The following is a 25,253-nucleotide window of genomic DNA, read 5'->3' as shown; positions in this document are numbered from 1 at the left end:
CTATTGAGCGAGGCACTTCAATTCGCTTAACCGTTTCACTCACTACAGTTTGGGCTAATTCATACACCTTCAAACAAGCGCTAGGCTATTTTAACATGGAATTGTCTTACTTGTAACGATACGTGATACGACCACGCGATAGATCGTACGGAGACAATTCTACAGTTACTTTATCGCCTGGCAGAATGCGAATATAATGCATACGAATCTTACCAGAAACGTGAGCTAAGATTTTGTGACCATTCTCAAGCTCCACACGGAACATAGCGTTCGGCAGGGGCTCGATAACGGTACCTTCAACCTCGATTACATCTTCTTTAGCCATCGATTTGTTCTCCCTTCTCAAGCGTATTTGCTTGATCATTCAAGAATTTCGACACGGCGAAACGCAATTTACCGTTTGTTACACGTCCTGTTTCATCGATGCTTCGCTTTACTTCGGGCGAAATATATTGAAACAGCTCAAGATGATTGATGTTCTTCTTTTTAGCTCGGTCATATTTCCGTTTATCACCGTCAGCAATGAGGACAAACTTCTCGTCCACGATACCCACTATTACATTGATTTGACCAGCGTCCCGCCCCCGCAAGATATGAACGAATTGTCCAATTTGCGGTACCGGTTCGGATTCACTCACCATTTATCACCTTCATTTTAGGCTTTCGTTAAGATTTCATAACCATCTTCAAGAATGGCAATGGTATGCTCGAAATGCGCACAATTCTTACCATCTTGCGTAACGACGGTCCAATTATCTGCTAGTGTTCGAACATATCGTGATCCTGCGTTTACCATCGGCTCGATGGCAAGAACCATACCTGGTTTAAGCCTCGGCCCTTTTCCCGGCGGTCCAAAGTGGGGGATTTGCGGATCCTCGTGCAAATTTTGTCCGACTCCGTGGCCGACGTATTCACGTACTACCGAAAAGCCCTCTGCTTCAACATACGATTGAATCGCATGGGAGATGTTCGTGAGTCTTTCTCCAGGTTTTGCCTCTGCAAGACCTTTATATAACGATTGTTCGGTTACCTCTAAAAGATGTTGGTTCTCATCGGAGATTTCTCCGACACCGTAAGTCCAAGCTGAGTCACCATGATATCCGTTATATTTCGCACCGATATCAATGGAAATGATGTCTCCATCTTTTAGCACTTTCTTTCCAGGAATGCCGTGAACGAGTTCTTCATTTACCGATGCACATATACTTCCTGTAAAACCATTATAGCCTTTAAAAGAAGGAATTGCATCGTGACTGCGAATGAATTCTTCTGCAATCTTGTCGAGCTCTTTCGTTGTCACTCCCGGCTTGATGTGCTTCTGGAGTTCTTTATGAGTCAGAGCAACAATCTTTCCAGCCTCACGCATGATATCAATCTCGCGCGGTGTCTTTGAAATGATCATTACTTCAACCCTCCAAGGAGTCGATCGATATCTACAAATACCTCATCGATATCCCGGTTTCCGTCGATGTTACGGAGATAGCCTTTCTGTTCATAAAACTTGAGCAGCGGCTTCGATTGTTCGATATTCACTTCAAGCCTTGTTTTGACTGTTTCTTCGTTATCATCTTCGCGCTGATAAAGTTCCCCACCGCACTTATCACAAACATCTTCTTGTGAAGGTGGATTGAATATCACATGATATGTCGCTCCACATTGTTTACAGATTCTGCGGCCAGACAATCGTTCCATCAACTGTTCTTTATCGACATCGATGTTCAGAACGTAGTCGATTGAACGCTCGCTTTTGGAAAGGATATTCTCAAGCGCTTCAGCCTGTGCGACTGTCCGAGGAAACCCATCAAGCAGGAAACCGTCCTTACAGTCACTTTTGTTCAATCGCTCGTCGACGATCCCAATCGTGACCTCGTCAGGTACAAGGTTACCAGCATCCATGTAGGACTTGGCTTTTATACCTAATTCGGTTCCTTCTTTAATCGCAGCTCGGAACATGTCACCTGTTGAGATATGGGGGATACCATATTTATCAACGATCTTGGCAGCCTGGGTTCCCTTTCCGGCACCTGGCAGACCCATGAGTACTAGATTCATCTAATCCCTCCATACGGTCACAAACGTACATTGTCAAGAGAAGGGGAATACGTTGGATCCCCGTTTCTCTTTTTATTTGATGAAGCCTTTATAATGACGTTTAATTAATTGGCTTTCAATTTGTTTCATAGAATCAAGTGCAACACCGACCACAATCAATAGACTCGTTCCGCCGATTTGTAGCGATTGTGGAAGACCCGCGAACTTGATGAAAAAGATCGGCAGGATCGAAACAAGTGCCAAGAACATCGCTCCGACGAACGTCAGACGATAAAGGATTCGCACAATGTACGTTTCCGTGTTCTTTCCTGGACGGATTCCTGGAATGTATCCACCTTGTTTCTTCAAGTTCTCTGCCATTTGCTCAGGATTGACCTGAACGAATGTATAGAAATACGTGAATCCGATGATCAAGGCCGAATAAACGATCATTCCCACCGGCGTTGTATAATCAAAAGTCTGTGTGATAAATCGAGTCACTGCATTCTCATCAAAGAATCCCGCAATCGTTGGTGGTGCGATGATCAGTGAGATTGCAAAGATGACTGGAATTACCCCTGCAGCGTTCACCTTGATTGGAAGGTGCGTTTGCTGTCCTCCAACCGGCTTGTTGTTCACAACACGCTTCGCGTATTGGATCGGTATCTTACGGAGACCTTGTTGGATGAAGATGACGAATACAGTCAATGCAATGACTGCAAGCGCAATAAGTAGGACTTTTACGATACCGATGAACAATGTCTGTTCCGTACCCTCAAATTGTTGAGCGTAGAACTGGTTCACTGCACCTGGTACAGCTGCAACGATACCAGCAAAGATCAGAATTGAAATACCGTTTCCTACTCCATGAGCTGTAATCTGTTCACCCAACCACATCAAGAACGCAGTACCTGCCGTAAGGATCAAAGCAATCATCAGGTAAGTCGCGACATTCGGGTTTGGAATAAGTCCTGGAAACAAGTTGTTGAATCCGATAGACATTCCGATTGCCTGGACGAATCCAAGAACAATCGTACCATATCGAGTGAATTGAGCAAGCTTACGACGCCCTACCTCACCTTGCTTCGACCATTCGGTGAACTTCGGCACAACATCCATCTGTAACAACTGGACGATGATTGATGCTGTGATGTATGGCATGATACCCATTGCAAAAATGGAATAGTTTTGCAGGGCTCCGCCACCAAACGTATTCAGGAATCCGAATACGTTCATTTGATTTTGAAAATCAAGTACTGTCTTGTCTACATTCGGGACTGGAATGAATGTTCCGATCCGGAAGATGACAAGCATTGCTAGTGTGAATAACACTTTATTTCTTATATCACTTACGCGCATAATGTTGGAGATTGTACGGAACATTACATCACCTCAGTGTTTCCGCCCGCTGCTTCGATTGCTTCTTTCGCAGAAGCAGAAAACTTGTGAGCTTTGACAGTCAACTTCGTTTCTAGTTTCCCGTTTCCAAGAATCTTCACTCCGTCTTTCAACTTGCTGATTACGCCAGTTTCAAGAAGAAGTTCAGGGGTTACTTCTGTACCCTCTTCAAAACGGTTCAACGTTTCTAGGTTCACGACCGCATACTCGACGCGAGATGGGTTTGTGAATCCACGTTTTGGCAAACGACGTGCAAGTGGGTTTTGTCCACCCTCGAATCCTGGGCGTACTCCGCCGCCAGAACGAGCGTTTTGCCCCTTGTGTCCACGTCCACTTGTTTTACCGTTACCTGATCCGATTCCACGTCCAACACGATTGCGTTCGCGACGAGAACCTTCAGATGGCTTTAGTTCATGAAGTTTCATTATCGGCACCTCCTCATGATTTATATCGTCTTATTAAGCGTTGATTTCTTTAACTGTTACAAGGTGAGACACTTTGTTCACCATACCACGAATCGCTTCGTTGTCTTCGTGTACGACTGTTTGGTGCATCTTACGCAATCCTAGTGTCTTCACTGTAACACGTTGATTTTCCGGACGACCAATTAAACTACGAGTGAGGGTGACTTCTAATTTCTTAGCCATTCAAATTCCCTCCTTAACCTAATAGATCTTCAACTGATTTGCCGCGTAGCTTCGCAACATCTTCAGCTTTTTTGAGATTTTTTAGTCCTTCGATTGTTGCACGGACCATGTTGATCGGGTTGTTTGATCCTAGTGATTTAGAAAGGATGTCACCAACTCCAGCCAACTCTAGTACCGCACGTACAGGTCCTCCAGCGATGACTCCTGTACCCTCAGATGCAGGCTTCAATAATACGTTCCCTGCTCCATAACGTCCGTTGATTTGGTGAGGAAGTGTTGTACCAACGATCGGTACAGTTACTAAGTTTTTCTTTGCATCCTCAATTGCCTTGCGGATCGCTTCTGGTACTTCTTGTGCTTTACCAGTACCGAATCCAACATGACCGTTTTTATCTCCTACTACCACAACCGCAGCAAAACGAAAGCGACGTCCACCTTTAACAACCTTTGCAACACGGTTAACGGTAACAACACGTTCTTCAAGTTCTAGTTTGTTTGGATCGATTGCACGCATGATTGAGTTTCCCTCCTTCTATTAAAATTGTAGTCCTGCTTCGCGAGCTGCGTCAGCTAATGCTTTGACACGTCCGTGATAGATATATCCACCGCGGTCGAATACGACTTCTTTGTGTCCAGCTTCAACTGCGCGCTTTGCGATTGCTTCGCCGACTTTCTTAGCAGCTTCAACATTTCCGCCATTCTCAACTTCTACATCGTTATCCATTGTAGAAGCAGACGCTAACGTTACTCCGTTTTCATCGTCGATCAACTGAGCGTAGATGTGCTTAGATGAACGGAATACGTTCAAGCGAGGACGTTCTGCTGTTCCGAAAATACTACGGCGTACACGAGCATGTCGTTTCTTACGCGCAACATTTTTATCAGGCTTTGTAATCATCCTACGCCACTCCTTTCCGTAATCTTACGTTACTATTTACCAGTCTTACCTTCCTTACGACGAACATATTCTCCTTCGTAACGGATACCTTTCCCTTTATACGGTTCAGGAAGACGAATAGAGCGAATATTCGCTGCAACAGCACCAACACGTTCTTTATCGATACCTTTGACGATTACTTTCGTATTCGCAGGTACTTCGATTTCGATTCCTTCTTCAGGAACGATTTCCACTGGATGAGAGTATCCAACGTTCAAGACTAGTTTGTTACCAGATTTGTTTGCACGATATCCGACACCGACTAGTTCAAGAGACTTTTCGTATCCGTTGGAAACACCGTGGATCATGTTGTCGATCAAGCTAACAGTTGTTCCATGAAGCGCTTTGTGATCTTTGTGCTCACTTGGACGCTCACATGTCACTTCGTTTTCTTGGATGTTGATTTTCATATCTGGACTGAAAGAGCGAGTCAATTCACCTTTTGGTCCTTTAACAGTAACGACGTTGTTACCTTTGTTCTCGACGGTTACGCCGCTTGGAATTTGTAATCTTCTGTTACCAATACGAGACATTCAGCTGCACCTCCATTCTTTCTTTCTTTTATTACCAAACGTATGCTAAGACTTCTCCGCCAACTTGTTGGTTACGAGCGTCTTTGTCTGTCATAATTCCTTTTGATGTAGAAACTAGAGCAATTCCTAGTCCACCAAGTACACGTGGTACCTCATAAGCTTTCGCGTAGACACGCAAACCAGGCTTACTGATTCTCTTAAGGCCCGTAATAACACGTTCGTTGTTTGGACCATACTTTAAGAAAATACGGATAACACCTTGCTTGTTATCTTCGATTAGCTCTACGTCACGTACGAAGCCTTCGCTCTTAAGGATTTCTGCGATCTCTTTCTTTAGCTTGGATGCAGGAACCTCTAATTTATCGTGACCTACAGTGTTCGCATTACGAATGCGAGTTAACATATCTGCAATTGGATCTGTCATGACCATTACTAATTACCTCCTTCCCGTCAACGGGGTTTACCAACTAGCTTTTTTGACGCCAGGGATTTGACCTTTATATGCAAGTTCGCGGAAACAAATTCTGCAAAGCTTGAACTTACGGATTACGGAATGCGGACGTCCGCAGCGTTCACAACGAGTGTATTCTTGTACTTTGAACTTCTGCTTACGCTTTTGTTTAGCGATCATTGATTTTTTCGCCACAGTTTTCCCTCCTTTGGCTCATTATTTTTGGAATGGCATACCTACTTGAGTAAGTAGTTCACGAGCCTCTTCGTCTGAGTTTGCAGTAGTTACGATAACGATATCCATACCGCGCACTTTGTTGACCTTATCATAATCGATCTCTGGGAAAATAAGCTGTTCTTTCACACCAAGTGTGTAGTTTCCACGACCGTCGAATGATTTCTTAGAAATACCACGGAAGTCACGTACACGTGGAAGAGAAACGCTGATTAGTTTGTCTAGGAAATCGTACATACGCTCACCGCGTAATGTAACTTTCGCACCGATTGGCATACCTTCACGAAGTTTGAATCCAGCGATGGATTTCTTCGCTTTCGTAACAACCGGCTTTTGACCAGCGATTTCAGTCAATTCTTCAACTGCAACGTCAAGTGCCTTCGCGTTGGAAACAGCATCTCCTAGTCCCATGTTGATTACGATCTTATCGATTTTTGGTACTTGCATTACTGAGCTATATTCGAACTTCTCTTGTAGAGAAGGAACGATTTCTTGCTTGTATCTTTCTTGTAGACGATTCATTCTAGGTAACCTCCTTTCACCTTTGCTTATTTATCAAGAGCTTCCCCTGATTTTTTAGCAACTCGTACTTTCTTTCCGTCCTTTTCTTCATGACCTACGCGTGTAGGTTCTCCAGACTTAGGGTCAATCGGCATAACGTTAGAAGCGTGGATTGAAGCTTCAACATTAAGGATTCCACCTTGTGGATTATCTTGAGAAGGTTTAGCGTGTTTTTTAACGACGTTCACTCCTTCAACGATCACACGGTTTTCCTTTGGTAATGCTTGAAGGATCACACCTTGCTTCCCTTTATCCTTACCTGAGATAACTTGAACTTTATCGCCTTTTTTCACGTGCATTTTAGGCATAGCGGCTTGCGCACCTCCTTACAAGACAATGCTTGAAATTCAATTATTAGAGTACTTCTGGCGCTAGTGAAACGATTTTCATGAATTGGTTGTCACGTAGTTCACGTGCAACTGGTCCGAAAATACGTGTTCCTCTTGGGCTCTTGTCATCACGTACGATGACTGCAGCGTTCTCGTCAAAGCGGATGTAAGATCCGTCTGGACGGCGCACACCGCGCTTAGTACGTACGACAACCGCGCGTACAACGTCACCCTTCTTAACAACGCCGCCTGGTGTTGCAGATTTAACAGAACACACAATCATATCACCGATGTTTGCATACTTACGTCCAGATCCACCGAGGACCTTGATCGCTAGTAGTTCACGAGCTCCAGAGTTGTCAGCAACTTTTAAACGGGATTCTTGTTGAATCATTTACGTGTACCTCCTTTCGGACTGAAAGTATCGATCCGAAACTTTTATTAGATAATGATGGATTCTTCTACCACTTCTACTAAACGGAAACGCTTGTCTTTAGACAATGGACGAGTTTCCATGATTCGAACGATGTCACCCATTTTAGCGGTGTTGTTCTCATCGTGCGCCTTGAACTTCTTAGAGTACTTAACGCGCTTTCCGTACAATTGGTCATTTTTATAAGTTTCAACTAGTACTGTGATCGTCTTATCCATTTTGTCGGATACCACACGACCTACATATACTTTACGTTGGTTGCGTTCGCTCATTTTTTAAGTCCTCCCTTCAATTTAGGCGTTCGTAATTCCGAGCTCACGTTCGCGCAATACAGTCTTTGCACGTGCAATGGCTTTGCGGACTTCACGAATGCGGGCAGGGTTTTCTAATTGGCCAGTTGCTAATTGAAAGCGAAGGTTGAATAGCTCTTCTTTAAGAGTTTTAACGTTCTGTTCGATTTCTGCAGTGGTTAAATTACGGAAATCATTAGCTTTCATTTGTGTCACCACCCACTTCTTCGCGTTTTACAAATTTCGTTTTGATTGGAAGCTTGTGAGATGCAAGACGAAGAGCTTCACGAGCTACTTCCTCTGATACTCCAGCTACCTCAAACATGATTTTCCCAGGCTTTACAACTGCTACCCATCCTTCAGGAGCACCTTTACCAGAACCCATTCGGACTTCTAGAGGCTTCGCTGTGTAAGGCTTAGAAGGGAAAATTTTAATCCATACTTTACCGCCACGCTTCATGTAACGCGTCATCGCGATACGAGCTGCTTCGATCTGGCGGTTTGTGATCCATGACGCTTCTACTGCTTGTAGACCGTATTCACCGAAAGCGACTTCTTGGCCGCCTTTAGCGCGTCCGCGCATTTTACCACGGTGTTCTCTACGATATTTAACACGTTTTGGCATCAACATAATTATTTTCCTCCTTCCTCTTGTTTCGTTCCTTTCGTTGGAAGGACTTCACCACGATAGATCCAGACTTTAACTCCCAATTTACCGTAAGTTGTGTCTGCTTCTGCAGTTCCATAGTCGATGTCTGCACGAAGCGTGTGAAGCGGAACAGTTCCTTCGCTGTAAGATTCAGAACGAGCGATATCAGCGCCACCAAGACGTCCTGATACTTCCGTTTTAATACCTTTCGCACCTGCGCGCATTGCACGTTGGATTGTCTGTTTCATTGCACGACGGAATGAAATACGGTTCTCAAGTTGACGAGCAATGTTTTCAGCAACAAGTTTAGAATCAAGATCAGCTTGTTTGATTTCAAAGATATTGACATGAACTCGCTTACCAGTCAAGTCGTTCAGGGATTTACGAAGTGCTTCGACTTCAGAACCACCTTTACCGATGACCATTCCTGGCTTAGCAGTTTTAACTGTGATGTTTACACGGTTTGCTGCACGTTCGATTTCAACTGCAGATACTGCAGCGTCTTTCAAGCGAGTTTCAATGTATTCACGAATTTTGATGTCTTCATGTAATAGATCTGCGTAGTCTTTGTCTGCGTACCATTTTGATTCCCAGTCACGGATGACGCCGACACGAAGACCTACTGGATTTACTTTTTGACCCACGATTTATCCCTCCTTCTTTTCTGATACCACGATTGTGATGTGGCTTGTGCGTTTGTTGATACGGCTTGCACGACCCATAGCACGTGGGCGGAATCGTTTCAATGTTACACCTTCATCAACATAAGCGGTTTTGATTACAAGGTTGTTAGGCTCCATTTCGTAGTTGTGTTCTGCATTTGCGATCGCAGAGTTCAACACCTTTTCTACAATTGGAGATGCACCTTTGTGCGTATGACGCAAGATCGCAATCGCTTCTCCAACTTCCTTTCCTCGAATGAGATCGACGACTAGGCGAGCTTTACGAGGAGCAATTCGAACCTGTTTTGCAACAGCTTTAGCTTCCATTCCGAGTACCTCCTCTCTTGTTAACGTCTTGTTTTCTTATCATCAGCAGCGTGGCCTTTGTACGTACGTGTTGGAGCGAATTCTCCCAACTTGTGTCCGACCATGTCTTCTGTCACGTACACTGGCACATGCTTACGTCCGTCATAAACGGCAATTGTGTGTCCGATGAACTGTGGAAAAATAGTAGATCGACGAGACCAAGTCTTGATGACTTTCTTGTCGTTGGTTTCACCTTGTGCTTCAACTTTTTTCATTAGATGGTCATCTACGAAAGGTCCCTTTTTCAAACTACGACCCATTCTAGTACCTCCCTTCGCGATTGCGCTACGGTTCGTTTGAACCGTAGTTCAATCCCGTTATTTTTTACGACGACGTACAATATACTTGTCACTTGGCTTGTTCTTCTGACGAGTCTTGTAACCAAGAGTTGGTTTGCCCCAAGGTGACATTGGTGACTTACGTCCGATTGGCGCGCGTCCTTCACCACCACCGTGTGGGTGATCACTAGGGTTCATAACAGAACCACGAACTGTAGGGCGCTTACCTAACCAGCGAGAACGTCCAGCTTTACCGATGTTGATCAATTCGTGCTCAAGGTTTCCTACTTGACCGATTGTCGCACGGCAAGTCAATAGGATACGACGAGTTTCTCCAGAACGAAGACGTACTAGTGCGTAACGCTCTTCTTTACCTAGAAGTTGTGCTTCAGCACCTGCAGAACGTACAAGCTGTCCTCCGCGACCAGGCTTCATTTCGATATTGTGGATTGTTGTACCCACTGGGATATCTTTAAGAGCCATTGCGTTACCATTCTTGATGTCCGCGTCTGGTCCTGACATTACTTCTTGTCCTACTGCCATACCTTTAGTTGCAAGGATGTAACGTTTTTCTCCGTCAGCATAGTGGACTAGTGCGATGTTTGCAGAACGGTTCGGATCATATTCGATCGTAGCAACGCGCCCTGGTATTCCATCTTTGTCACGTTTGAAATCGATGATACGATACTTACGCTTGTGGCCTCCACCTTGGTGACGAGTAGTAATACGCCCGTGGTTGTTACGTCCAGCTTTTTTGCTAAGTGGCGCTAACAACGACTTTTCGGGTTGGTCTGTTGTAATTTCACTAAAATCAGATGACGTCATGTGACGACGACCATTTGTTGTTGGTTTATACTTTTTGATAGCCATTTTACGGTCCCTCCTTTACGAGTAGGTTTATACTCCTTCGAAGAAATCGAGTTCTTTACTATCAGATGTCAACTGAACAATCGCTTTTTTGCGCTTAGCAGTGAATCCGAAGTAACGACCTACACGTTTCTTCTTTCCTTTATAGTTTTGAGTGTTAACATTTTCGACTTTCACACCGAAAATCTCTTCAATTGCGTTTTTGATCTGGGTTTTGTTCGCGCGAGGGTCAACCTCGAACGTGTACTTTCTGTCACCCATGATTTCTGTAGAACGTTCAGTGATAACGGGGCGCTTGATAATTTCACGTGCGTCTGCCATTATGCGAGCACCTCCTCTACCTTTTCTACAGCATCTTTCGTCATGAATAGCTTGTCGTGGTTCAACACATCCAAGACGTTTACACCGTCAGCAGTGATCAGTGTTACTCCAGGGATATTGCGAGCAGATAAAGCTGCAAATTCGTTATAGTCAGCTGTAACGACGAGCGTTTTAGATGCTGAAGAGAAGTTTGCTAATACACTAGCCATTTCTTTTGTCTTTGGAGCATCAAATTTAAGATCTTCCAAGACAACCATGTTGTTCTCTTGCACTTTAGATGATAGTGCAGATTTGATTGCTAAACGACGTACTTTTTTAGGAAGCTTGTAGCTGTAGCTTCGTGGTGTTGGACCGAATACAGTTCCACCGCCTACCCATTGTGGTGAACGGATTGATCCTTGACGAGCACGGCCAGTTCCTTTTTGACGCCAAGGCTTACGACCTCCGCCTCGTACCGCAGAACGGTTTTTGACAGCGTGAGTTCCTTGACGAGTTGAAGATTGTTGCATTACAACAGCTTCAAAAAGCACGTGGTTATTTGGCTCAATACCAAATACATTGTCATTCAATTCGATTTCTCCGATTTCAGAACCGGATTGGTTAAATAGCGTTACTTTTGGCACCGGTGTATCCTCCTTTCTTACTTAGCTTCTTTTGCCTTAACAGCAGATTCGACAGTAACGTAGCTCTTCTTCGCTCCAGGTACGTTACCTTTGATCAATAGTAGATTACGGTCTGTGTCGACCTTAACGATTTCAAGGTTTTGAACAGTAACTGTCTTGCCGCCCATACGTCCAGGTAGTTTTTTACCTTTGAATACGCGCATTGGGTCAACAGCACCCATTGAACCAGGACGACGGTGGTAACGAGAACCGTGAGTCATCGGTCCGCGAGATTGTCCGTGTCGCTTGATTGCACCTTGGAATCCTTTACCTTTTGATGTTCCAGTGACGTCTACACTGTCGCCTTCCTGGAAAATATCTACTTTGACTTCCTGACCAACTTCATAACTTCCGAGTTCTACTCCGCGAAGTTCTTTAACGTAGCGCTTAGGGTTTGTGTTTGCTTTTTCAGCATGGCCCTTTGCAGGTTTGTTGGTACGAGATTCTTTCTTGTCAGCATAACCGATTTGGATTGCTTCGTAGCCGTCGTTTTCAGCTGTCTTCACTTGTAGAACAACGTTAGAACTAGCTTCAACAACAGTTACTGGAATCACTTCACCGTTCTCTGCAAAGATTTGTGTCATACCGATCTTCTTACCTAAGATTCCTTTGGTCATTCGTCACACCTCCTAAAATATGAAAAATTTAATTTGTTTTATAGCTTGATTTCGATGTCAACGCCAGATGGTAGATCCAAACGCATAAGTGAATCAACAGTCTGAGGCGTTGGCTCGATGATGTCGATCAAACGCTTGTGAGTACGCATTTCGAATTGCTCACGAGAATCTTTGTACTTGTGTACAGCTCGCAAGATTGTGTATACAGACTTTTCAGTTGGTAGTGGGATTGGTCCCGATACCTTAGCACCAGATCGCTTTGCAGTTTCAACGATCTTTTCACCGGATTGGTCTAGAATGCGGTGATCATAAGCCTTTAAACGAATACGAATCTTTTGCTTTGCCATTATTTCCCCTCCTTCTCGTCCATTAAATATAGACAATTCTCAGTAGAAATTTACCGAACGTTCCCGCCATGGCAAAGGGGCCGGGTGTGTCCGCAACCTTCTACTTCATCGCTAGATGGCCAACATTACTGATTATACTAGAGTTGCAAGGGTTTTGCAACATCTCCAGAACAATAATGTTTCAGCCACACTTGAACAATTATAAAGGTTTCGCCTATGTTTTGCAAGGTTTTTTTGGGTTATATGATAAATTTCGCGGTTGGAAAAATATTGTTGAGGGCAAGTGGTGATTTTACGTTGCGCAGGCTATGTTTTGAGGCGATTTGTGTAGGTGGTGAATGGGTGTTTTAGAAAAATGAGTTGAGGTTTTAAAAAAACAGAGTGCGGTCTTAGAAAATTCGGGTGGAGTTTTAGAAAAAACCACAGGTGTTTTGTAAAAACGAGGAATCGTTTTAGAAAACGCCAAATTCCACACTCTTTTCATCAATAGAAAAAAGCACTCCCCGAAAGGAGTGCTTTTGATCTCAATAATCTATCGACTATTCGATGATTGTTGAAACGACACCAGCACCTACAGTACGTCCACCCTCACGGATAGAGAACTTAGTACCGTCTTCGATCGCGATTGGCGCGATTAGTTCAACAGTCATTTCGATGTTGTCGCCAGGCATTACCATTTCAGTTCCTTCTGGAAGCGCGATTGTTCCAGTTACGTCCGTAGTACGGAAGTAGAACTGAGGACGGTAGTTAGCGAAGAATGGAGTGTGACGTCCACCTTCTTCTTTTGATAGAACATAAACTTCAGCTTTGAACTTAGTGTGAGCTTTAACTGTTCCTGGTTGAACAAGAACTTGTCCACGCTCGATGTCTTCACGGGATACACCACGAAGTAGTGCACCGATGTTGTCACCAGCTTCAGCGTAGTCAAGAAGCTTACGGAACATTTCTACACCAGTTACTGTAGTTTTCTTAGGCTCTTCAGTAAGACCAAGGATTTCGATTTCGTCTCCAACTTTAACCTTACCACGCTCAACACGACCAGTAGCAACTGTTCCACGTCCAGTGATTGAGAATACGTCCTCAACTGGCATCATGAATGGCTTGTCGTGGTCACGTTCTGGAGTTGGGATGTACTCATCAACCGCATCCATTAGTTCAAAGATTTTAGCTTCCCAATCAGCGTCTCCTTCAAGAGCTTTAAGAGCAGAACCTTTGATTACAGGTACATCGTCACCAGGGAAGTCGTACTCAGAAAGAAGGTCACGTACTTCCATTTCTACTAGTTCAAGTAGTTCTTCGTCGTCTACCATGTCACACTTGTTCATGAATACAACAAGGTAAGGTACACCTACTTGACGAGATAGAAGGATGTGCTCACGAGTTTGTGGCATTGGGCCATCAGCAGCAGAAACAACAAGGATTCCGCCGTCCATTTGTGCAGCACCTGTGATCATGTTCTTAACGTAGTCAGCGTGTCCTGGGCAGTCAACGTGAGCATAGTGACGGTTGTCAGTTTCGTACTCAACGTGTGCTGTCGCGATTGTGATTCCACGCTCACGCTCTTCTGGTGCACCGTCGATTTGGTCGTATGCACGAGCTTCACCTTTACCAGACTTCTTGTGAAGTACTGTAGTGATCGCAGCAGTTAGTGTAGTTTTACCATGGTCAACGTGTCCAATTGTACCAATGTTAACGTGGTCTTTGGAACGATCGAATTTTTCTTTACCCATGAGTATGTTCCTCCTTTAAATATGAAAATGGTTTAGTTTTATTTGTAAGATAGGTGAAAGGCTATGTCTCACCTATCTTAGCTTACAATAAATGTACTTCATTGTACAAGTCGTAAACGATTACTGACCGCTTACTTTTTTGATGATTTCTTCAGAAATCGACTTCGGTACTTCTTCGTACTTTTCAAAGTGCATTGTGTACGTTCCACGACCTTGCGTTCTAGAACGTAGAGTCGTAGCGTAACCAAACATCTCAGAAAGAGGTACCATTGCGCGGATAACTTGAGCGTTACCACGTGCTTCCATACCTTCAACTCGTCCACGGCGAGATGTTACATCTCCCATGATGTCTCCCATGTACTCTTCTGGAACGACGACTTCAACTTTCATCATCGGCTCAAGAAGAACTGGGCTACAGTATTGCTTAGCATTCTTCAATGCCATAGATCCAGCAATCTTAAATGCCATTTCGTTGGAGTCGACATCGTGGTAAGAACCGTCGAAGATTGTTGCTTTAACGTCGATTACTTGATATCCAGCAATCATACCGTTTTGCAATGCTTCCTCGACACCATTTTGTACCGCCGGAATGTATTCACGTGGTACAACTCCACCAACGATCTTGTTGACGAATTCAAATCCTGCACCCTCTTCGTTTGGTTCGAACTCAATCCAAACGTGTCCGTATTGTCCACGTCCACCGGATTGTCGTACGAACTTACCTTCAACTTTCGCAGCTTTGCGGATAGTTTCACGGTAAGCAACTTGAGGAGCACCAACGTTTGCTTCAACTTTGAACTCACGCTTCAAACGGTCTACGATGATGTCAAGGTGAAGTTCACCCATACCAGAGATGATCGTTTGACCAGTTTCTTGGTTTGTTTCAGTTTTGAAAGTTGGATCCTCTTCAGCCAATTTCGCAAGAGCGATTGCCATCTTGTCTTGGTCAGCCTTTGATTTAGGCTCAACAGACAATGAGATAACTGGCTCAGGGAAGTCCATGGATTCAAGGATGACTGCGTCACCTTCATCACATAGTGTGTCCCCTGTTGAAGTATCTTTCAATCCAACTGCAGCAGCGATGTCCCCTGCGTATACAGTTGAGATTTCTTCACGGGAGTTAGCGTGCATTTGTAGGATACGTCCTACACGCTCACGCTTGTCCTTCGTAGAGTTTTTGATGTATGAACCTGAATCTAATGTTCCAGAGTACACACGGAAGAAAGTAAGCTTACCAACGTAAGGATCTGTCATTACCTTAAATGCTAAGGCAGAGAAAGGACCGTTATCGTCAGCTTCTCGTGTTACTTCCTTTTGTTCTTCATCTCCAGCGATGAAACCTTTGATTGGAGGTACATCTAATGGAGAAGGCAAGTAGTCAAGGGCAGCGTCTAGTACAAGCTGAACACCTTTGTTTTTAAATGCTGAACCACATAGTACTGGGTAGAATTCAACGTCTACAGTACCTTTACGGATTCCAGCTTTCAGTTCTTCAACTGTTAGCTCTTCACCTTCTAAATACTTCATCATGAGTTCTTCATCTAGTTCAGCAACTGCTTCAACTAGTTTACCATGATACTCTTCAGCAAGTTCTTTGTACTCATCTGGGATTTCACCAGCTTTTGTACGTGTACCAAGGTCATCTTCATAGAAATAAGCTTTCATTTCAACAAGATCGATGATTCCTTCGAAGTCATCTTCAGCACCGATTGGAAGCTGGATCGCATGTGCGTTAGCACCTAGGCGTTCGCGTAGTGTTCCAAGGGAGTAGATGAAGTCTGCTCCGATTTTGTCCATCTTGTTGATGAATACAACACGTGGTACGTGGTATGTCGTCGCCTGACGCCATACAGTTTCTGTTTGAGGCTCAACACCAGATTGAGCATCAAGTACCGCTACCGCACCATCAAGTACACGCAATGAACGTTCAACTTCAACTGTGAAGTCTACGTGTCCAGGTGTGTCGATGATGTTGATACGGTGGTCTTTCCATTGAGCAGTTGTCGCAGCGGAAGTGATTGTGATTCCACGCTCCTGTTCCTGCTCCATCCAGTCCATTTGTGAAGCTCCTTCGTGAGTTTCACCAATTTTGTGGATACGACCAGTGTAAAATAGAATACGCTCAGTCGTAGTTGTCTTACCGGCATCGATGTGAGCCATGATACCGATATTACGTGTATCTTTCAAGGAGAACTCTCTTGCCATTTGGGTCTTTCTCCTTCCTAAAATGGGATTGATAGTTTTTTATAAAGTAGATCTTACCAACGATAGTGAGCGAATGCTTTGTTCGCTTCAGCCATCTTATGCATGTCTTCACGCTTCTTCACAGATGCACCAGTGTTGTTTGCAGCATCCATGATTTCGTAAGCCAAGCGCTCTTCCATGGTCTTTTCACCACGAAGACGAGAGTAGTTTACCAACCAACGAAGTCCAAGTGTTGAACGACGCTCAGGGCGTACTTCAACTGGTACTTGATAGTTTGCACCACCGACACGGCGAGCTCTTACTTCAAGAACTGGCATGATGTTCTTAAGTGCTTGATCAAGTACTTCCATTGGATCTTGGTTCGTTTTCTCTTGAACGATGTTGAATGCATTATATAGAAGCTTTTGCGCTACACCTCTTTTTCCATCAACCATGATTTTGTTGATTAGGCGTGTCACAAGCTTAGATTTATAAATTGGATCTGGTAATACATCACGACGTTCTACAGGTCCTTTACGAGGCATGTGGTCCCCTCCTTCCTTAAATTGTTCCTATTGGATTAAGCTATCAGCTTATTTCTTTTCATCTTTAGGTTTCTTCGTTCCATACTTAGAACGACCTTGACGACGGTCATTGACTCCAGCAGTGTCAAGCGCACCACGAACGATGTGGTAACGTACCCCTGGTAAGTCCTTAACACGACCTCCGCGGATCAATACAACACTGTGTTCTTGTAGGTTGTGACCAATTCCAGGAATGTAAGCTGTAACTTCAATCTGGTTAGTCAAACGAACACGCGCGTATTTACGTAGTGCAGAGTTCGGTTTCTTAGGCGTCATTGTACCAACACGTGTACAAACACCACGTTTTTGTGGAGAAGAAAGGTCAGTGTTCGCTTTCTTGAAGCTGTTGTAACCTTTGTTCAATGCTGGTGAGTCAGACTTTTTACCTTTTGAGTGACGACCTTTACGTACTAATTGGTTAATAGTAGGCATTCTGTTTATCCTCCCTTCTTTCTTCGTATTCCTAGCCCACACATCCAGGTGGTTCATTTTTGGACAAAATAAAGTTTTTGCCCAGGGCGGGGACCGCCCCGGCAAAAACATTTTATCCTATTATCGCAACCGTTGCAGCCCCGACATCGATTCCACAAGCTTTTCCAAGCTTTTTCATAGATTCGACGTTTGAGACAGGAACGCTTTTCTCTTTTGCGATGTGAACGACTTTATTCGTTACACGCTGATCTGCATCATCCGCAACGATTAGCTCTTTCACTTCCCCATTCTGAAGGGCTTTTATTGTTTGCTTTGTGCCAACAATAACATTTGTCGCCTGCATTACTTTTTCATAAGACATTTGGTTTTGATATCCTCCAAAGCTACAGGTTTTAGATGGAAGCACTACGTTATATTATCAAAATCGAAAAATGTTGTCAACAACACTTTATTAATCTTGTGTAACGAGTTCTTCCGTCACGACTGCTTCTTCATTCGCTTCCACTTCGGAACTTTCCCCGGATGGAACGATGTTGCGGTATCGCGACATACCCGTTCCTGCAGGTACTAGTTTACCGATGATGACATTCTCTTTCAAGCCGAGTAATTCATCACGCTTACCTTTGATGGCTGCGTCTGTAAGAACTCTTGTCGTTTCCTGGAAGGATGCAGCAGACAAGAATGATTCTGTCTCAAGAGATGCTTTCGTGATACCGAGCAAGATCGGTCGACCGGTAGCCGGTTGGCCGCCTTCCAATAGAACACCTGTGTTGACGTCAGTGAAATTGTTGATGTCGACGAGTGATCCCGGAAGAACTTTCGTATCTCCTGCTTCGATGACACGGATCTTACGCATCATTTGACGAACCATTACCTCGACGTGCTTATCGCCGATTTCAACCCCTTGCATACGGTATACCTTTTGAACTTCACGCAACAGGTAGTTTTGAACAGCGTCTACGCCGGAAACTTTCATCAATTCTTTCGGATCGATGGAACCTTCTGTCAGTTCTTGACCAGCGACGATCTGATCGTCCACTTTTACCTTTATGCGGGCACCGTATGGGATTGTGTAGTTTCGTGATTCCGCTTCACCTTGTACGGTGATTTCGCGTTTTTCACGAACTTCATTGATTGCAGTAACCGTTCCGTCAAGTTCAGAAATGACAGCTTGACCTTTAGGGTTACGCGCTTCGAACAATTCTTGGATACGCGGAAGACCTTGTGTGATGTCGTCTCCAGCAACCCCACCTGTGTGGAATGTACGCATCGTAAGCTGTGTACCTGGCTCACCGATGGATTGTGCAGCGATGATTCCGACTGCTTCTCCAACTTCCACTTCAGAACCGGTTGCAAGGTTACGTCCGTAGCAAAGCTTACATACGCCGTGGCGCGTGTTACATGTAAATGCTGAACGGATGACGACTTCTTCGATTCCAAGATCGATGATTTCTTTCGCGATATCTTCTGTAATCAGGTCATTACGACCAACGACGACAGAATCGTTTTCCGGATGATGGATCGTCTTGAACGCAACACGTCCAACGAGACGCTCATCAAGCGGTTCAATGACTTCATTTCCTTCTTTGATCGCTTTGACCGTAAGTCCACGGTCTGTTCCACAATCTTTTTCACGGACGATGACATCCTGTGCCACGTCTACAAGACGACGAGTCAGGTAACCTGAGTCAGCTGTCTTAAGTGCTGTATCGGCAAGACCTTTACGCGCACCGTGAGTGGAAATGAAGTATTCAAGTACCGTCAGACCTTCACGGAAGCTGGACTTGATCGGAAGTTCGATGATTCGACCAGCCGGGTTCGCCATGAGTCCACGCATACCTGCAAGCTGAGTGAAGTTTGATGCGTTACCACGGGCACCGGAGTCACTCATCATGAAGATCGGGTTATATGGATCCAAGGAAACCATCAGTTTCTCCTGAATGACATCTTTCGCATTACTCCAAATCGAAATGATGCGGTCATAACGTTCTTCTTCCGTAATCAAACCTCTGCGGAATTGTTGCATAACTTTCGTTACTTTCTCTTCCGCCTCTTCAAGGATTTCCTTCTTCTCAGCAAGGACAACGATGTCAGATACACCAACTGTAATACCTGCTTTCGTTGCATACTTGAATCCAAGGTCCTTCATACGGTCTAGCATCTTAGAGGTTTCAGTGATCTTGAATCGCTTGAATACCTCAGCGATGATTTTACCTAATATACCTTTTTTGAAAGGTGTGATGAGCTCACGGCTGTTGATTTCTTCTTTTACATCAACTGTCGGATCGACGAAGTACTTCTCAGGAGTCGCAACTTCCAAGTTATATTCTGTCGGTTCATTGATGTATGGGAATGACGGAGGCAAGATTTCGTTGAAGATCAACTTACCAACCGTAGTAATCAATAATTTGCGATTTTGCTCTTCAGTAAACGATCCTTTACCGAGTGCTTTTGCTGGAATCGCAACACGCGTATGAAGGTGTACATATCCATTTTGGTATGCAGTGAGCGCTTCATTCGTGTCGTTGACGACCATTCCTTCACCAATCGCTTCTTTTCTTTCAAGAGTCAGGTAGTAGTTACCTAATACCATATCCTGTGAAGGTGTAACGACCGGTTTACCATCTTTCGGGTTCAGGATGTTCTGCGCAGCAAGCATGAGCAAGCGAGCTTCCGCTTGTGCTTCTGCTGATAATGGAACGTGGACAGCCATTTGGTCACCGTCAAAGTCCGCGTTGTACGCTGTACAAACAAGCGGGTGAAGACGGATCGCGCGTCCTTCGACCAATGTCGGTTCGAACGCTTGAATTCCCAAACGGTGAAGCGTTGGTGCACGGTTCAAGAGAACTGGATGTTCTTTGATGACTTCTTCAAGTACATCCCAAACTTCCGGTTGAACACGTTCAACTTTACGTTTTGCACTCTTGATGTTGTGTGCCAAGCCTTTGCTGACCAATTCTTTCATGACGAATGGCTTGAACAGCTCAAGCGCCATTTCTTTTGGTAGTCCACATTGGTACATTTTCAAGTTTGGCCCTACGACGATAACGGAACGACCAGAGTAGTCGACACGTTTACCGAGAAGGTTTTGACGGAAACGACCTTGTTTACCTTTCAACATGTGAGAAAGGGACTTCAATGGACGGTTTCCTGGTCCAGTGACAGGTCGACCACGACGACCGTTGTCAATCAATGCATCGACTGCTTCTTGCAACATACGTTTTTCGTTTTGAACGATGATGTTCGGTGCACCAAGGTCCAATAGACGCTTCAAACGGTTGTTACGGTTGATGACACGACGGTATAGGTCATTCAAGTCAGAAGTAGCGAAACGTCCACCATCTAATTGGACCATCGGTCGCAATTCAGGCGGGATGACTGGAAGTACGTCCAAGATCATCCATGAAGTCAGGTTTCCAGAGTGACGGAAAGCTTCTAGAACTTCAAGACGCTTGATGGCACGTGTTCTTCTTTGTCCTTGTGCCGTCTTCAACTCTTCTTTCAGAACTTCGACTTCTTTATCAAGGTCGATGTCTGCGAGTAGTTTTTTGATGGATTCCGCACCCATTTGTGCAGTGAATCCTTGACCATATTTTTCACGGTACGCACGGTATTCTTTTTCAGATAGCAATTGTTTCTTTTCGAGTGGTGTCTCACCTGGTTCGGTTACGACCCAAGAAGCGAAGTAGATGACTTCTTCCAACGCTCTTGGAGACATATCCAATACGAGACCCATACGGCTAGGAATACCTTTGAAATACCAAATGTGAGAAACAGGAGCAGCTAGTTCAATGTGCCCCATGCGCTCACGTCGAACTTTTGCTCGAGTCACTTCTACACCACAGCGGTCACAAACGACGCCCTTATAACGGACGCGCTTGTATTTTCCACAGTGACACTCCCAGTCTTTTTGAGGACCGAAGATTCTTTCACAGAAAAGCCCATCTTTTTCAGGCTTCAATGTACGATAGTTGATCGTTTCCGGCTTCTTAACTTCACCGCGTGACCAAGAGCGGATCTTATCAGGTGAAGCAAGACCTATTTTCATATACTCAAAGTTATTTACATCGATCAAGGGGTCTACCTCCCTTATGATATGCTGCTATACCCTTATTCACCGACAGGTTGGGTTTCTACGTTCAAGTTCAATTTATCGTTAGGGTTTTCCTCATCTTCATCAATCTCACGCATTTCGATTTCTTGTTCGTCACTCGTGAGCATCTTGACATCCATACCGAGACTTTGAAGCTCTTTGATCAAGACTTTGAATGATTCTGGAACACCAGGCTCAGGAACGTTTTCACCTTTGACAATCGCTTCATATGTCTTCACACGGCCGACAACATCATCTGATTTGACAGTGAGGATCTCTTGGAGCGTGTATGCTGCACCGTATGCTTCAAGTGCCCATACCTCCATCTCACCGAAACGTTGTCCACCGAACTGCGCTTTACCACCAAGTGGTTGTTGCGTGACAAGCGAGTAAGGTCCAGTAGAACGAGCGTGTAGCTTATCGTCTACCATGTGAGCAAGCTTGATCATATACATGACTCCGACAGAGATACGGTTATCGAACGGCTCTCCTGTTCGACCATCGTAAAGTACTGTCTTACCATCTCTTGATAGGCCTGCTTCATCTAACGTTGCCCAAACATCTTCTTCACGCGCTCCATCAAATACCGGCGTAGCCATGTGAAGGTTCAATTCACGAGCAGCCATTCCGAGGTGAAGCTCCAATACCTGACCGATATTCATACGAGATGGAACCCCAAGAGGATTCAACATGATATCGATCGGCGTTCCATCTGGAAGATACGGCATATCTTCTTCAGGTAGGATTCTAGAGATAACACCTTTGTTTCCGTGACGGCCGGCCATCTTATCTCCTTCATGGATCTTACGCTTCTGTACGATGTAAGCACGTACGAGTTGATTCACACCTGGAGGTAATTCATCCCCATCTTCACGGTTGAATACTTTCACATCGTGTACGATTCCATCTCCACCGTGCGGTACACGTAATGAAGTGTCTCGTACTTCACGCGCTTTTTCTCCGAAGATCGCGTGCAATAGACGTTCCTCAGCTGTCAGTTCTGTTACACCTTTTGGCGTTACTTTACCGACTAGGATATCTCCGTCTTTCACTTCTGCACCGACACGGATGATTCCGCGTTCGTCAAGATTCTTAAGCGCATCTTCACCAACGTTCGGAATGTCGCGTGTAATTTCTTCTGGTCCAAGTTTCGTGTCTCGTGCTTCTGATTCATATTCTTCAATGTGAATTGAAGTATAAACATCATCTTTCACAAGACGCTCGCTCATGATGACCGCATCCTCATAGTTGTAACCATCCCAGGTCATGAATCCTACGAGTACGTTACGACCAAGTGCGAGTTCGCCTTTTTCCATAGAAGGACCGTCTGCAAGGATTTCACCTTTCGTTACGCGGTCTCCCTCGCTTACAATCGGCTTCTGGTTATAACATGTTCCTTGGTTGGAACGGATGAATTTCATCAAGTTATAGCGGTCAAGGTCGCCTTTTACTTCCTTGCCGTCGACTGTTTCAATACGACGCACGTAAACCGTAGCGGCAGATACTTTCTCTACAATTCCTTCGTACTTACAGATGACTGCAGCACCAGAGTCTTTTGCAGAGACGTGTTCCATACCTGTACCGACAATCGGTGATTCCGGTACCATCAACGGTACAGCTTGTCGTTGCATGTTCGCACCCATCAATGCACGGTTCGAGTCGTCATTTTCAAGGAACGGGATACATGCAGTCGCTGCAGAGACAACCTGCTTAGGAGATACATCCATATAGTCGATCTTGTCACGTTTTGCAATCGTGTTCTGATCACGGTAACGTGCGATGACTTCCTCATCAAGGAAGGATCCATCTTCACCTAGTTTCGCATTTGCCTGAGCGACAACATAGTTATCTTGCTCATCTGCAGTCAAGTAGTCGATCTGCGCAGTCACTTTCCCTGTTTCAGGATCGACACGACGGTATGGCGTTTCAATGAAACCATACTCATTCACTTTCGCATAACTTGAAAGTGAGTTGATCAGTCCGATGTTCGGACCTTCCGGCGTTTCGATCGGACACATACGTCCATAGTGGGAATAGTGAACGTCACGCACTTCAAATCCAGCACGTTCACGCGTCAGACCACCAGGTCCTAGTGCAGAAAGACGACGTTTGTGTGTCAGCTCTGCCAATGGATTCGTTTGATCCATGAATTGAGAGAGCTGAGAGCTTCCGAAGAACTCTTTGATAGAAGCGATAACCGGACGAATGTTGATCAACGCTTGTGGTGTGATCGAATTCGTATCCTGGATTGACATACGCTCACGTACGACACGCTCCATACGAGAAAGTCCGATACGGAATTGGTTTTGCAACAATTCACCTACTGAGCGTAGTCGACGGTTACCTAAGTGATCGATATCATCCGTTAGTCCGACGCCATGCAATAGGTTGAAGAAATAGTTGATTGCTGAAATGATATCAGCCGGCGTAATATTCTTGATTGTACGATCGATCTCACCATTTCCGATAACGTTGATGACTTGATCGGTTTCACCTTCTACAGGTGAATATATTTTAATAGACTGAAGACGGATCGTTTCATCTTCAATGACACCACCAGCCGGTGTCACTTCTTTAAATGAATCTTGGTTTTCGAGCATAGGTAGAATACGCTCTAGCAATCGACGATCAAGAACCGTTCCTTCTTCCGCGATGACTTCCCCTGTTTCAGGGTCCGCAATCGTTTCAGCCAAACGCTGATTGAAAAGACGGTTTTTGATGTGAAGCTTTTTATTGATCTTATAGCGTCCAACGTTTGCAAGATCATATCGTTTCGGATCAAAGAAACGGGACTCTAATAGACTTTTTGCGTTATCAACTGTAGGGGGTTCTCCAGGACGTAAACGCTCATAAATTTCAAGAAGCGCTTTTTCAGTACCTTCTGTGTTGTCTTTCTCAAGTGAATTACGTAGGTACTCATCTTCCCCTAGCAAATCGATGATTTCTTGATCAGAACCGAACCCTAATGCACGCAACAAGACCGTTACCGGTATTTTTCGAGTACGGTCGATTCGAACATGCACGACATCTTTCGCATCTGTTTCAAGCTCTAACCAAGCGCCTCGGTTTGGAATTACCGTAGCTGTGAAACCTCTCTTGCCGTTTTTGTCCAATTTTTGATTATAATAAACGCTCGGTGAACGGACGAGCTGTGAGACGATTACGCGTTCTGCTCCGTTGATAATGAATGTTCCTGTGTCCGTCATAAGAGGGAAATCTCCCATGAAGACCTCTTGCTCTTTCACTTCGCCTGTCTCTTTATTGATCAGGCGTACCTTAACACGAAGCGGCGCCGCATAAGTGACGTCCCTTTCTTTGGACTCCTCGACAGAATACTTAGGCTCTCCTAAACTATAATCGATAAATTCAAGCACCAAGTTACCTGTGAAATCCTCAATTGGAGAAATGTCGTGGAACATTTCTCTCAAACCCTCATCAAGAAACCATTGATAGGAGGAAGTTTGGATTTCAATGAGGTTTGGAAGTTCCAAAACTTCATTAATTCTTGCATAGCTTCTCCGTTGGCGGTGGCGTCCAAACTGAATGAGTTGACCTGTCAACTGATTCACCCCTCAAATCCAGCATAGTATCGTCATACAACTAGTTTTTAAGGAAAA

At 44.6% G+C, this 25,253-nt stretch carries 33 protein-coding genes; all 33 read right to left on the bottom strand.

Annotation, left to right across the window (positions count from 1 at the left end):
- Nucleotides 1-106: 106 nt before the first annotated feature.
- The gene (gene infA / locus ACSVDE_RS18395) at nucleotides 107-325 is read right to left on the bottom strand and encodes a translation initiation factor IF-1 (RefSeq protein ID WP_093073147.1); all 219 of its coding nucleotides are present in this window, start codon (nucleotides 323-325) and stop codon (nucleotides 107-109) included.
- The gene (locus tag ACSVDE_RS18390) at nucleotides 318-638 is read right to left on the bottom strand and encodes a KOW domain-containing RNA-binding protein (RefSeq protein WP_226552443.1); all 321 of its coding nucleotides are present in this window, start codon (nucleotides 636-638) and stop codon (nucleotides 318-320) included. Before ACSVDE_RS18390 ends, infA begins: the two co-directional genes overlap by 8 nt.
- A gap of 17 nt (nucleotides 639-655) precedes the next feature.
- Entirely contained in the window at nucleotides 656-1,402 is a 747-nt protein-coding gene (map, locus tag ACSVDE_RS18385; RefSeq protein WP_439302391.1) for a type I methionyl aminopeptidase, read from the bottom strand.
- A complete protein-coding gene (locus ACSVDE_RS18380) occupies nucleotides 1,402-2,052 on the bottom strand; it encodes an adenylate kinase (RefSeq protein WP_439302390.1) in 651 nt (216 codons plus the stop codon). Before ACSVDE_RS18380 ends, map begins: the two co-directional genes overlap by 1 nt.
- Nucleotides 2,053-2,124: 72 nt before the next feature.
- Nucleotides 2,125-3,414: a preprotein translocase subunit SecY gene (gene secY / locus ACSVDE_RS18375; protein WP_439302389.1), complete on the bottom strand. Its 1,290-nt coding sequence runs from the start codon at nucleotides 3,412-3,414 to the stop codon at nucleotides 2,125-2,127.
- On the bottom strand, nucleotides 3,414-3,854 hold the full coding sequence (rplO, locus tag ACSVDE_RS18370; protein ID WP_439302388.1) for a 50S ribosomal protein L15: 441 nt from the start codon (nucleotides 3,852-3,854) through the stop codon (nucleotides 3,414-3,416). The genes secY and rplO overlap by 1 nt, the downstream gene beginning before the upstream one ends.
- A gap of 33 nt (nucleotides 3,855-3,887) precedes the next feature.
- Nucleotides 3,888-4,076: a 50S ribosomal protein L30 gene (gene rpmD / locus ACSVDE_RS18365; RefSeq protein ID WP_226552433.1), complete on the bottom strand. Its 189-nt coding sequence runs from the start codon at nucleotides 4,074-4,076 to the stop codon at nucleotides 3,888-3,890.
- Between the two features lie 13 nt (nucleotides 4,077-4,089).
- Nucleotides 4,090-4,590 carry a 30S ribosomal protein S5 gene (gene rpsE / locus ACSVDE_RS18360; RefSeq protein WP_439302387.1) on the bottom strand — a complete coding sequence of 167 codons (501 nt, stop codon included), beginning with the start codon at nucleotides 4,588-4,590 and terminating at the stop codon, nucleotides 4,090-4,092.
- Nucleotides 4,591-4,611: 21 nt separating this feature from the next.
- Nucleotides 4,612-4,974 carry a 50S ribosomal protein L18 gene (gene rplR, locus ACSVDE_RS18355; protein WP_439302386.1) on the bottom strand — a complete coding sequence of 121 codons (363 nt, stop codon included), beginning with the start codon at nucleotides 4,972-4,974 and terminating at the stop codon, nucleotides 4,612-4,614.
- Nucleotides 4,975-5,006: 32 nt separating this feature from the next.
- Nucleotides 5,007-5,546, bottom strand: coding sequence for a 50S ribosomal protein L6 (gene rplF / locus ACSVDE_RS18350; RefSeq protein ID WP_439302385.1), 540 nt, complete (start codon nucleotides 5,544-5,546; stop codon nucleotides 5,007-5,009).
- A gap of 31 nt (nucleotides 5,547-5,577) precedes the next feature.
- Nucleotides 5,578-5,976: a 30S ribosomal protein S8 gene (rpsH, locus tag ACSVDE_RS18345; protein ID WP_226552424.1), complete on the bottom strand. Its 399-nt coding sequence runs from the start codon at nucleotides 5,974-5,976 to the stop codon at nucleotides 5,578-5,580.
- A 30-nt stretch (nucleotides 5,977-6,006) separates the two neighbouring features.
- Nucleotides 6,007-6,192 (bottom strand): 30S ribosomal protein S14, encoded by a 186-nt coding sequence (gene rpsN, locus ACSVDE_RS18340; protein WP_225067067.1) that lies wholly within the window; start codon nucleotides 6,190-6,192, stop codon nucleotides 6,007-6,009.
- Between the two features lie 21 nt (nucleotides 6,193-6,213).
- Entirely contained in the window at nucleotides 6,214-6,753 is a 540-nt protein-coding gene (gene rplE / locus ACSVDE_RS18335; protein WP_226552422.1) for a 50S ribosomal protein L5, read from the bottom strand.
- 26 nt (nucleotides 6,754-6,779) lie between these two features.
- The gene (rplX, locus tag ACSVDE_RS18330; RefSeq protein ID WP_226552477.1) at nucleotides 6,780-7,091 is read right to left on the bottom strand and encodes a 50S ribosomal protein L24; all 312 of its coding nucleotides are present in this window, start codon (nucleotides 7,089-7,091) and stop codon (nucleotides 6,780-6,782) included.
- A gap of 55 nt (nucleotides 7,092-7,146) precedes the next feature.
- Nucleotides 7,147-7,515 carry a 50S ribosomal protein L14 gene (gene rplN, locus ACSVDE_RS18325; RefSeq protein WP_226552420.1) on the bottom strand — a complete coding sequence of 123 codons (369 nt, stop codon included), beginning with the start codon at nucleotides 7,513-7,515 and terminating at the stop codon, nucleotides 7,147-7,149.
- Nucleotides 7,516-7,562: 47 nt separating this feature from the next.
- Nucleotides 7,563-7,826, bottom strand: coding sequence for a 30S ribosomal protein S17 (rpsQ, locus tag ACSVDE_RS18320; protein WP_226552418.1), 264 nt, complete (start codon nucleotides 7,824-7,826; stop codon nucleotides 7,563-7,565).
- A 21-nt stretch (nucleotides 7,827-7,847) separates the two neighbouring features.
- Nucleotides 7,848-8,051 carry a 50S ribosomal protein L29 gene (rpmC, locus tag ACSVDE_RS18315; RefSeq protein WP_225067063.1) on the bottom strand — a complete coding sequence of 68 codons (204 nt, stop codon included), beginning with the start codon at nucleotides 8,049-8,051 and terminating at the stop codon, nucleotides 7,848-7,850.
- Nucleotides 8,041-8,475, bottom strand: a complete 435-nt coding sequence (gene rplP / locus ACSVDE_RS18310) for a 50S ribosomal protein L16 (protein ID WP_226552415.1) — start codon at nucleotides 8,473-8,475, stop codon at nucleotides 8,041-8,043. Before rplP ends, rpmC begins: the two co-directional genes overlap by 11 nt.
- Before the next feature lie 2 nt (nucleotides 8,476-8,477).
- Complete coding sequence (gene rpsC / locus ACSVDE_RS18305; protein WP_226552413.1) at nucleotides 8,478-9,137, bottom strand: 30S ribosomal protein S3; 660 nt, start codon at nucleotides 9,135-9,137, stop codon at nucleotides 8,478-8,480.
- A 3-nt stretch (nucleotides 9,138-9,140) separates the two neighbouring features.
- Complete coding sequence (gene rplV, locus ACSVDE_RS18300; protein WP_226552411.1) at nucleotides 9,141-9,482, bottom strand: 50S ribosomal protein L22; 342 nt, start codon at nucleotides 9,480-9,482, stop codon at nucleotides 9,141-9,143.
- A gap of 20 nt (nucleotides 9,483-9,502) precedes the next feature.
- Nucleotides 9,503-9,781: a 30S ribosomal protein S19 gene (rpsS, locus tag ACSVDE_RS18295; protein WP_439302384.1), complete on the bottom strand. Its 279-nt coding sequence runs from the start codon at nucleotides 9,779-9,781 to the stop codon at nucleotides 9,503-9,505.
- A gap of 57 nt (nucleotides 9,782-9,838) precedes the next feature.
- Nucleotides 9,839-10,669 (bottom strand): 50S ribosomal protein L2, encoded by an 831-nt coding sequence (gene rplB / locus ACSVDE_RS18290; RefSeq protein ID WP_226552408.1) that lies wholly within the window; start codon nucleotides 10,667-10,669, stop codon nucleotides 9,839-9,841.
- A gap of 27 nt (nucleotides 10,670-10,696) precedes the next feature.
- A complete protein-coding gene (gene rplW, locus ACSVDE_RS18285) occupies nucleotides 10,697-10,987 on the bottom strand; it encodes a 50S ribosomal protein L23 (protein ID WP_439302383.1) in 291 nt (96 codons plus the stop codon).
- Entirely contained in the window at nucleotides 10,987-11,610 is a 624-nt protein-coding gene (gene rplD, locus ACSVDE_RS18280) for a 50S ribosomal protein L4 (protein WP_439302382.1), read from the bottom strand. Before rplD ends, rplW begins: the two co-directional genes overlap by 1 nt.
- Before the next feature lie 17 nt (nucleotides 11,611-11,627).
- The gene (gene rplC / locus ACSVDE_RS18275; RefSeq protein ID WP_439302381.1) at nucleotides 11,628-12,266 is read right to left on the bottom strand and encodes a 50S ribosomal protein L3; all 639 of its coding nucleotides are present in this window, start codon (nucleotides 12,264-12,266) and stop codon (nucleotides 11,628-11,630) included.
- A 38-nt stretch (nucleotides 12,267-12,304) separates the two neighbouring features.
- On the bottom strand, nucleotides 12,305-12,613 hold the full coding sequence (gene rpsJ, locus ACSVDE_RS18270; protein ID WP_221569190.1) for a 30S ribosomal protein S10: 309 nt from the start codon (nucleotides 12,611-12,613) through the stop codon (nucleotides 12,305-12,307).
- Between the two features lie 539 nt (nucleotides 12,614-13,152).
- Nucleotides 13,153-14,343: an elongation factor Tu gene (gene tuf / locus ACSVDE_RS18265; RefSeq protein ID WP_439302380.1), complete on the bottom strand. Its 1,191-nt coding sequence runs from the start codon at nucleotides 14,341-14,343 to the stop codon at nucleotides 13,153-13,155.
- A 120-nt stretch (nucleotides 14,344-14,463) separates the two neighbouring features.
- A complete protein-coding gene (fusA, locus tag ACSVDE_RS18260) occupies nucleotides 14,464-16,548 on the bottom strand; it encodes an elongation factor G (protein ID WP_439302379.1) in 2,085 nt (694 codons plus the stop codon).
- A gap of 53 nt (nucleotides 16,549-16,601) precedes the next feature.
- Complete coding sequence (rpsG, locus tag ACSVDE_RS18255; RefSeq protein WP_226552396.1) at nucleotides 16,602-17,072, bottom strand: 30S ribosomal protein S7; 471 nt, start codon at nucleotides 17,070-17,072, stop codon at nucleotides 16,602-16,604.
- 48 nt (nucleotides 17,073-17,120) lie between these two features.
- Nucleotides 17,121-17,543, bottom strand: a complete 423-nt coding sequence (rpsL, locus tag ACSVDE_RS18250; protein ID WP_226552394.1) for a 30S ribosomal protein S12 — start codon at nucleotides 17,541-17,543, stop codon at nucleotides 17,121-17,123.
- A 112-nt stretch (nucleotides 17,544-17,655) separates the two neighbouring features.
- Nucleotides 17,656-17,904: a 50S ribosomal protein L7ae-like protein gene (locus tag ACSVDE_RS18245; RefSeq protein ID WP_226552392.1), complete on the bottom strand. Its 249-nt coding sequence runs from the start codon at nucleotides 17,902-17,904 to the stop codon at nucleotides 17,656-17,658.
- Nucleotides 17,905-17,994: 90 nt separating this feature from the next.
- On the bottom strand, nucleotides 17,995-21,618 hold the full coding sequence (rpoC, locus tag ACSVDE_RS18240) for a DNA-directed RNA polymerase subunit beta' (RefSeq protein WP_439302378.1): 3,624 nt from the start codon (nucleotides 21,616-21,618) through the stop codon (nucleotides 17,995-17,997).
- Between the two features lie 35 nt (nucleotides 21,619-21,653).
- Complete coding sequence (gene rpoB, locus ACSVDE_RS18235) at nucleotides 21,654-25,196, bottom strand: DNA-directed RNA polymerase subunit beta (RefSeq protein ID WP_439302377.1); 3,543 nt, start codon at nucleotides 25,194-25,196, stop codon at nucleotides 21,654-21,656.
- Nucleotides 25,197-25,253 lie beyond the last annotated feature (57 nt).

Origin of the sequence: Pseudalkalibacillus sp. Hm43 (genome assembly GCF_051842935.1) — a bacterium.
In the GTDB taxonomy this organism is placed as follows: domain Bacteria; phylum Bacillota; class Bacilli; order Bacillales; family Fictibacillaceae; genus Pseudalkalibacillus.
This window is presented reverse-complemented; position numbering and strand designations above follow the sequence as displayed.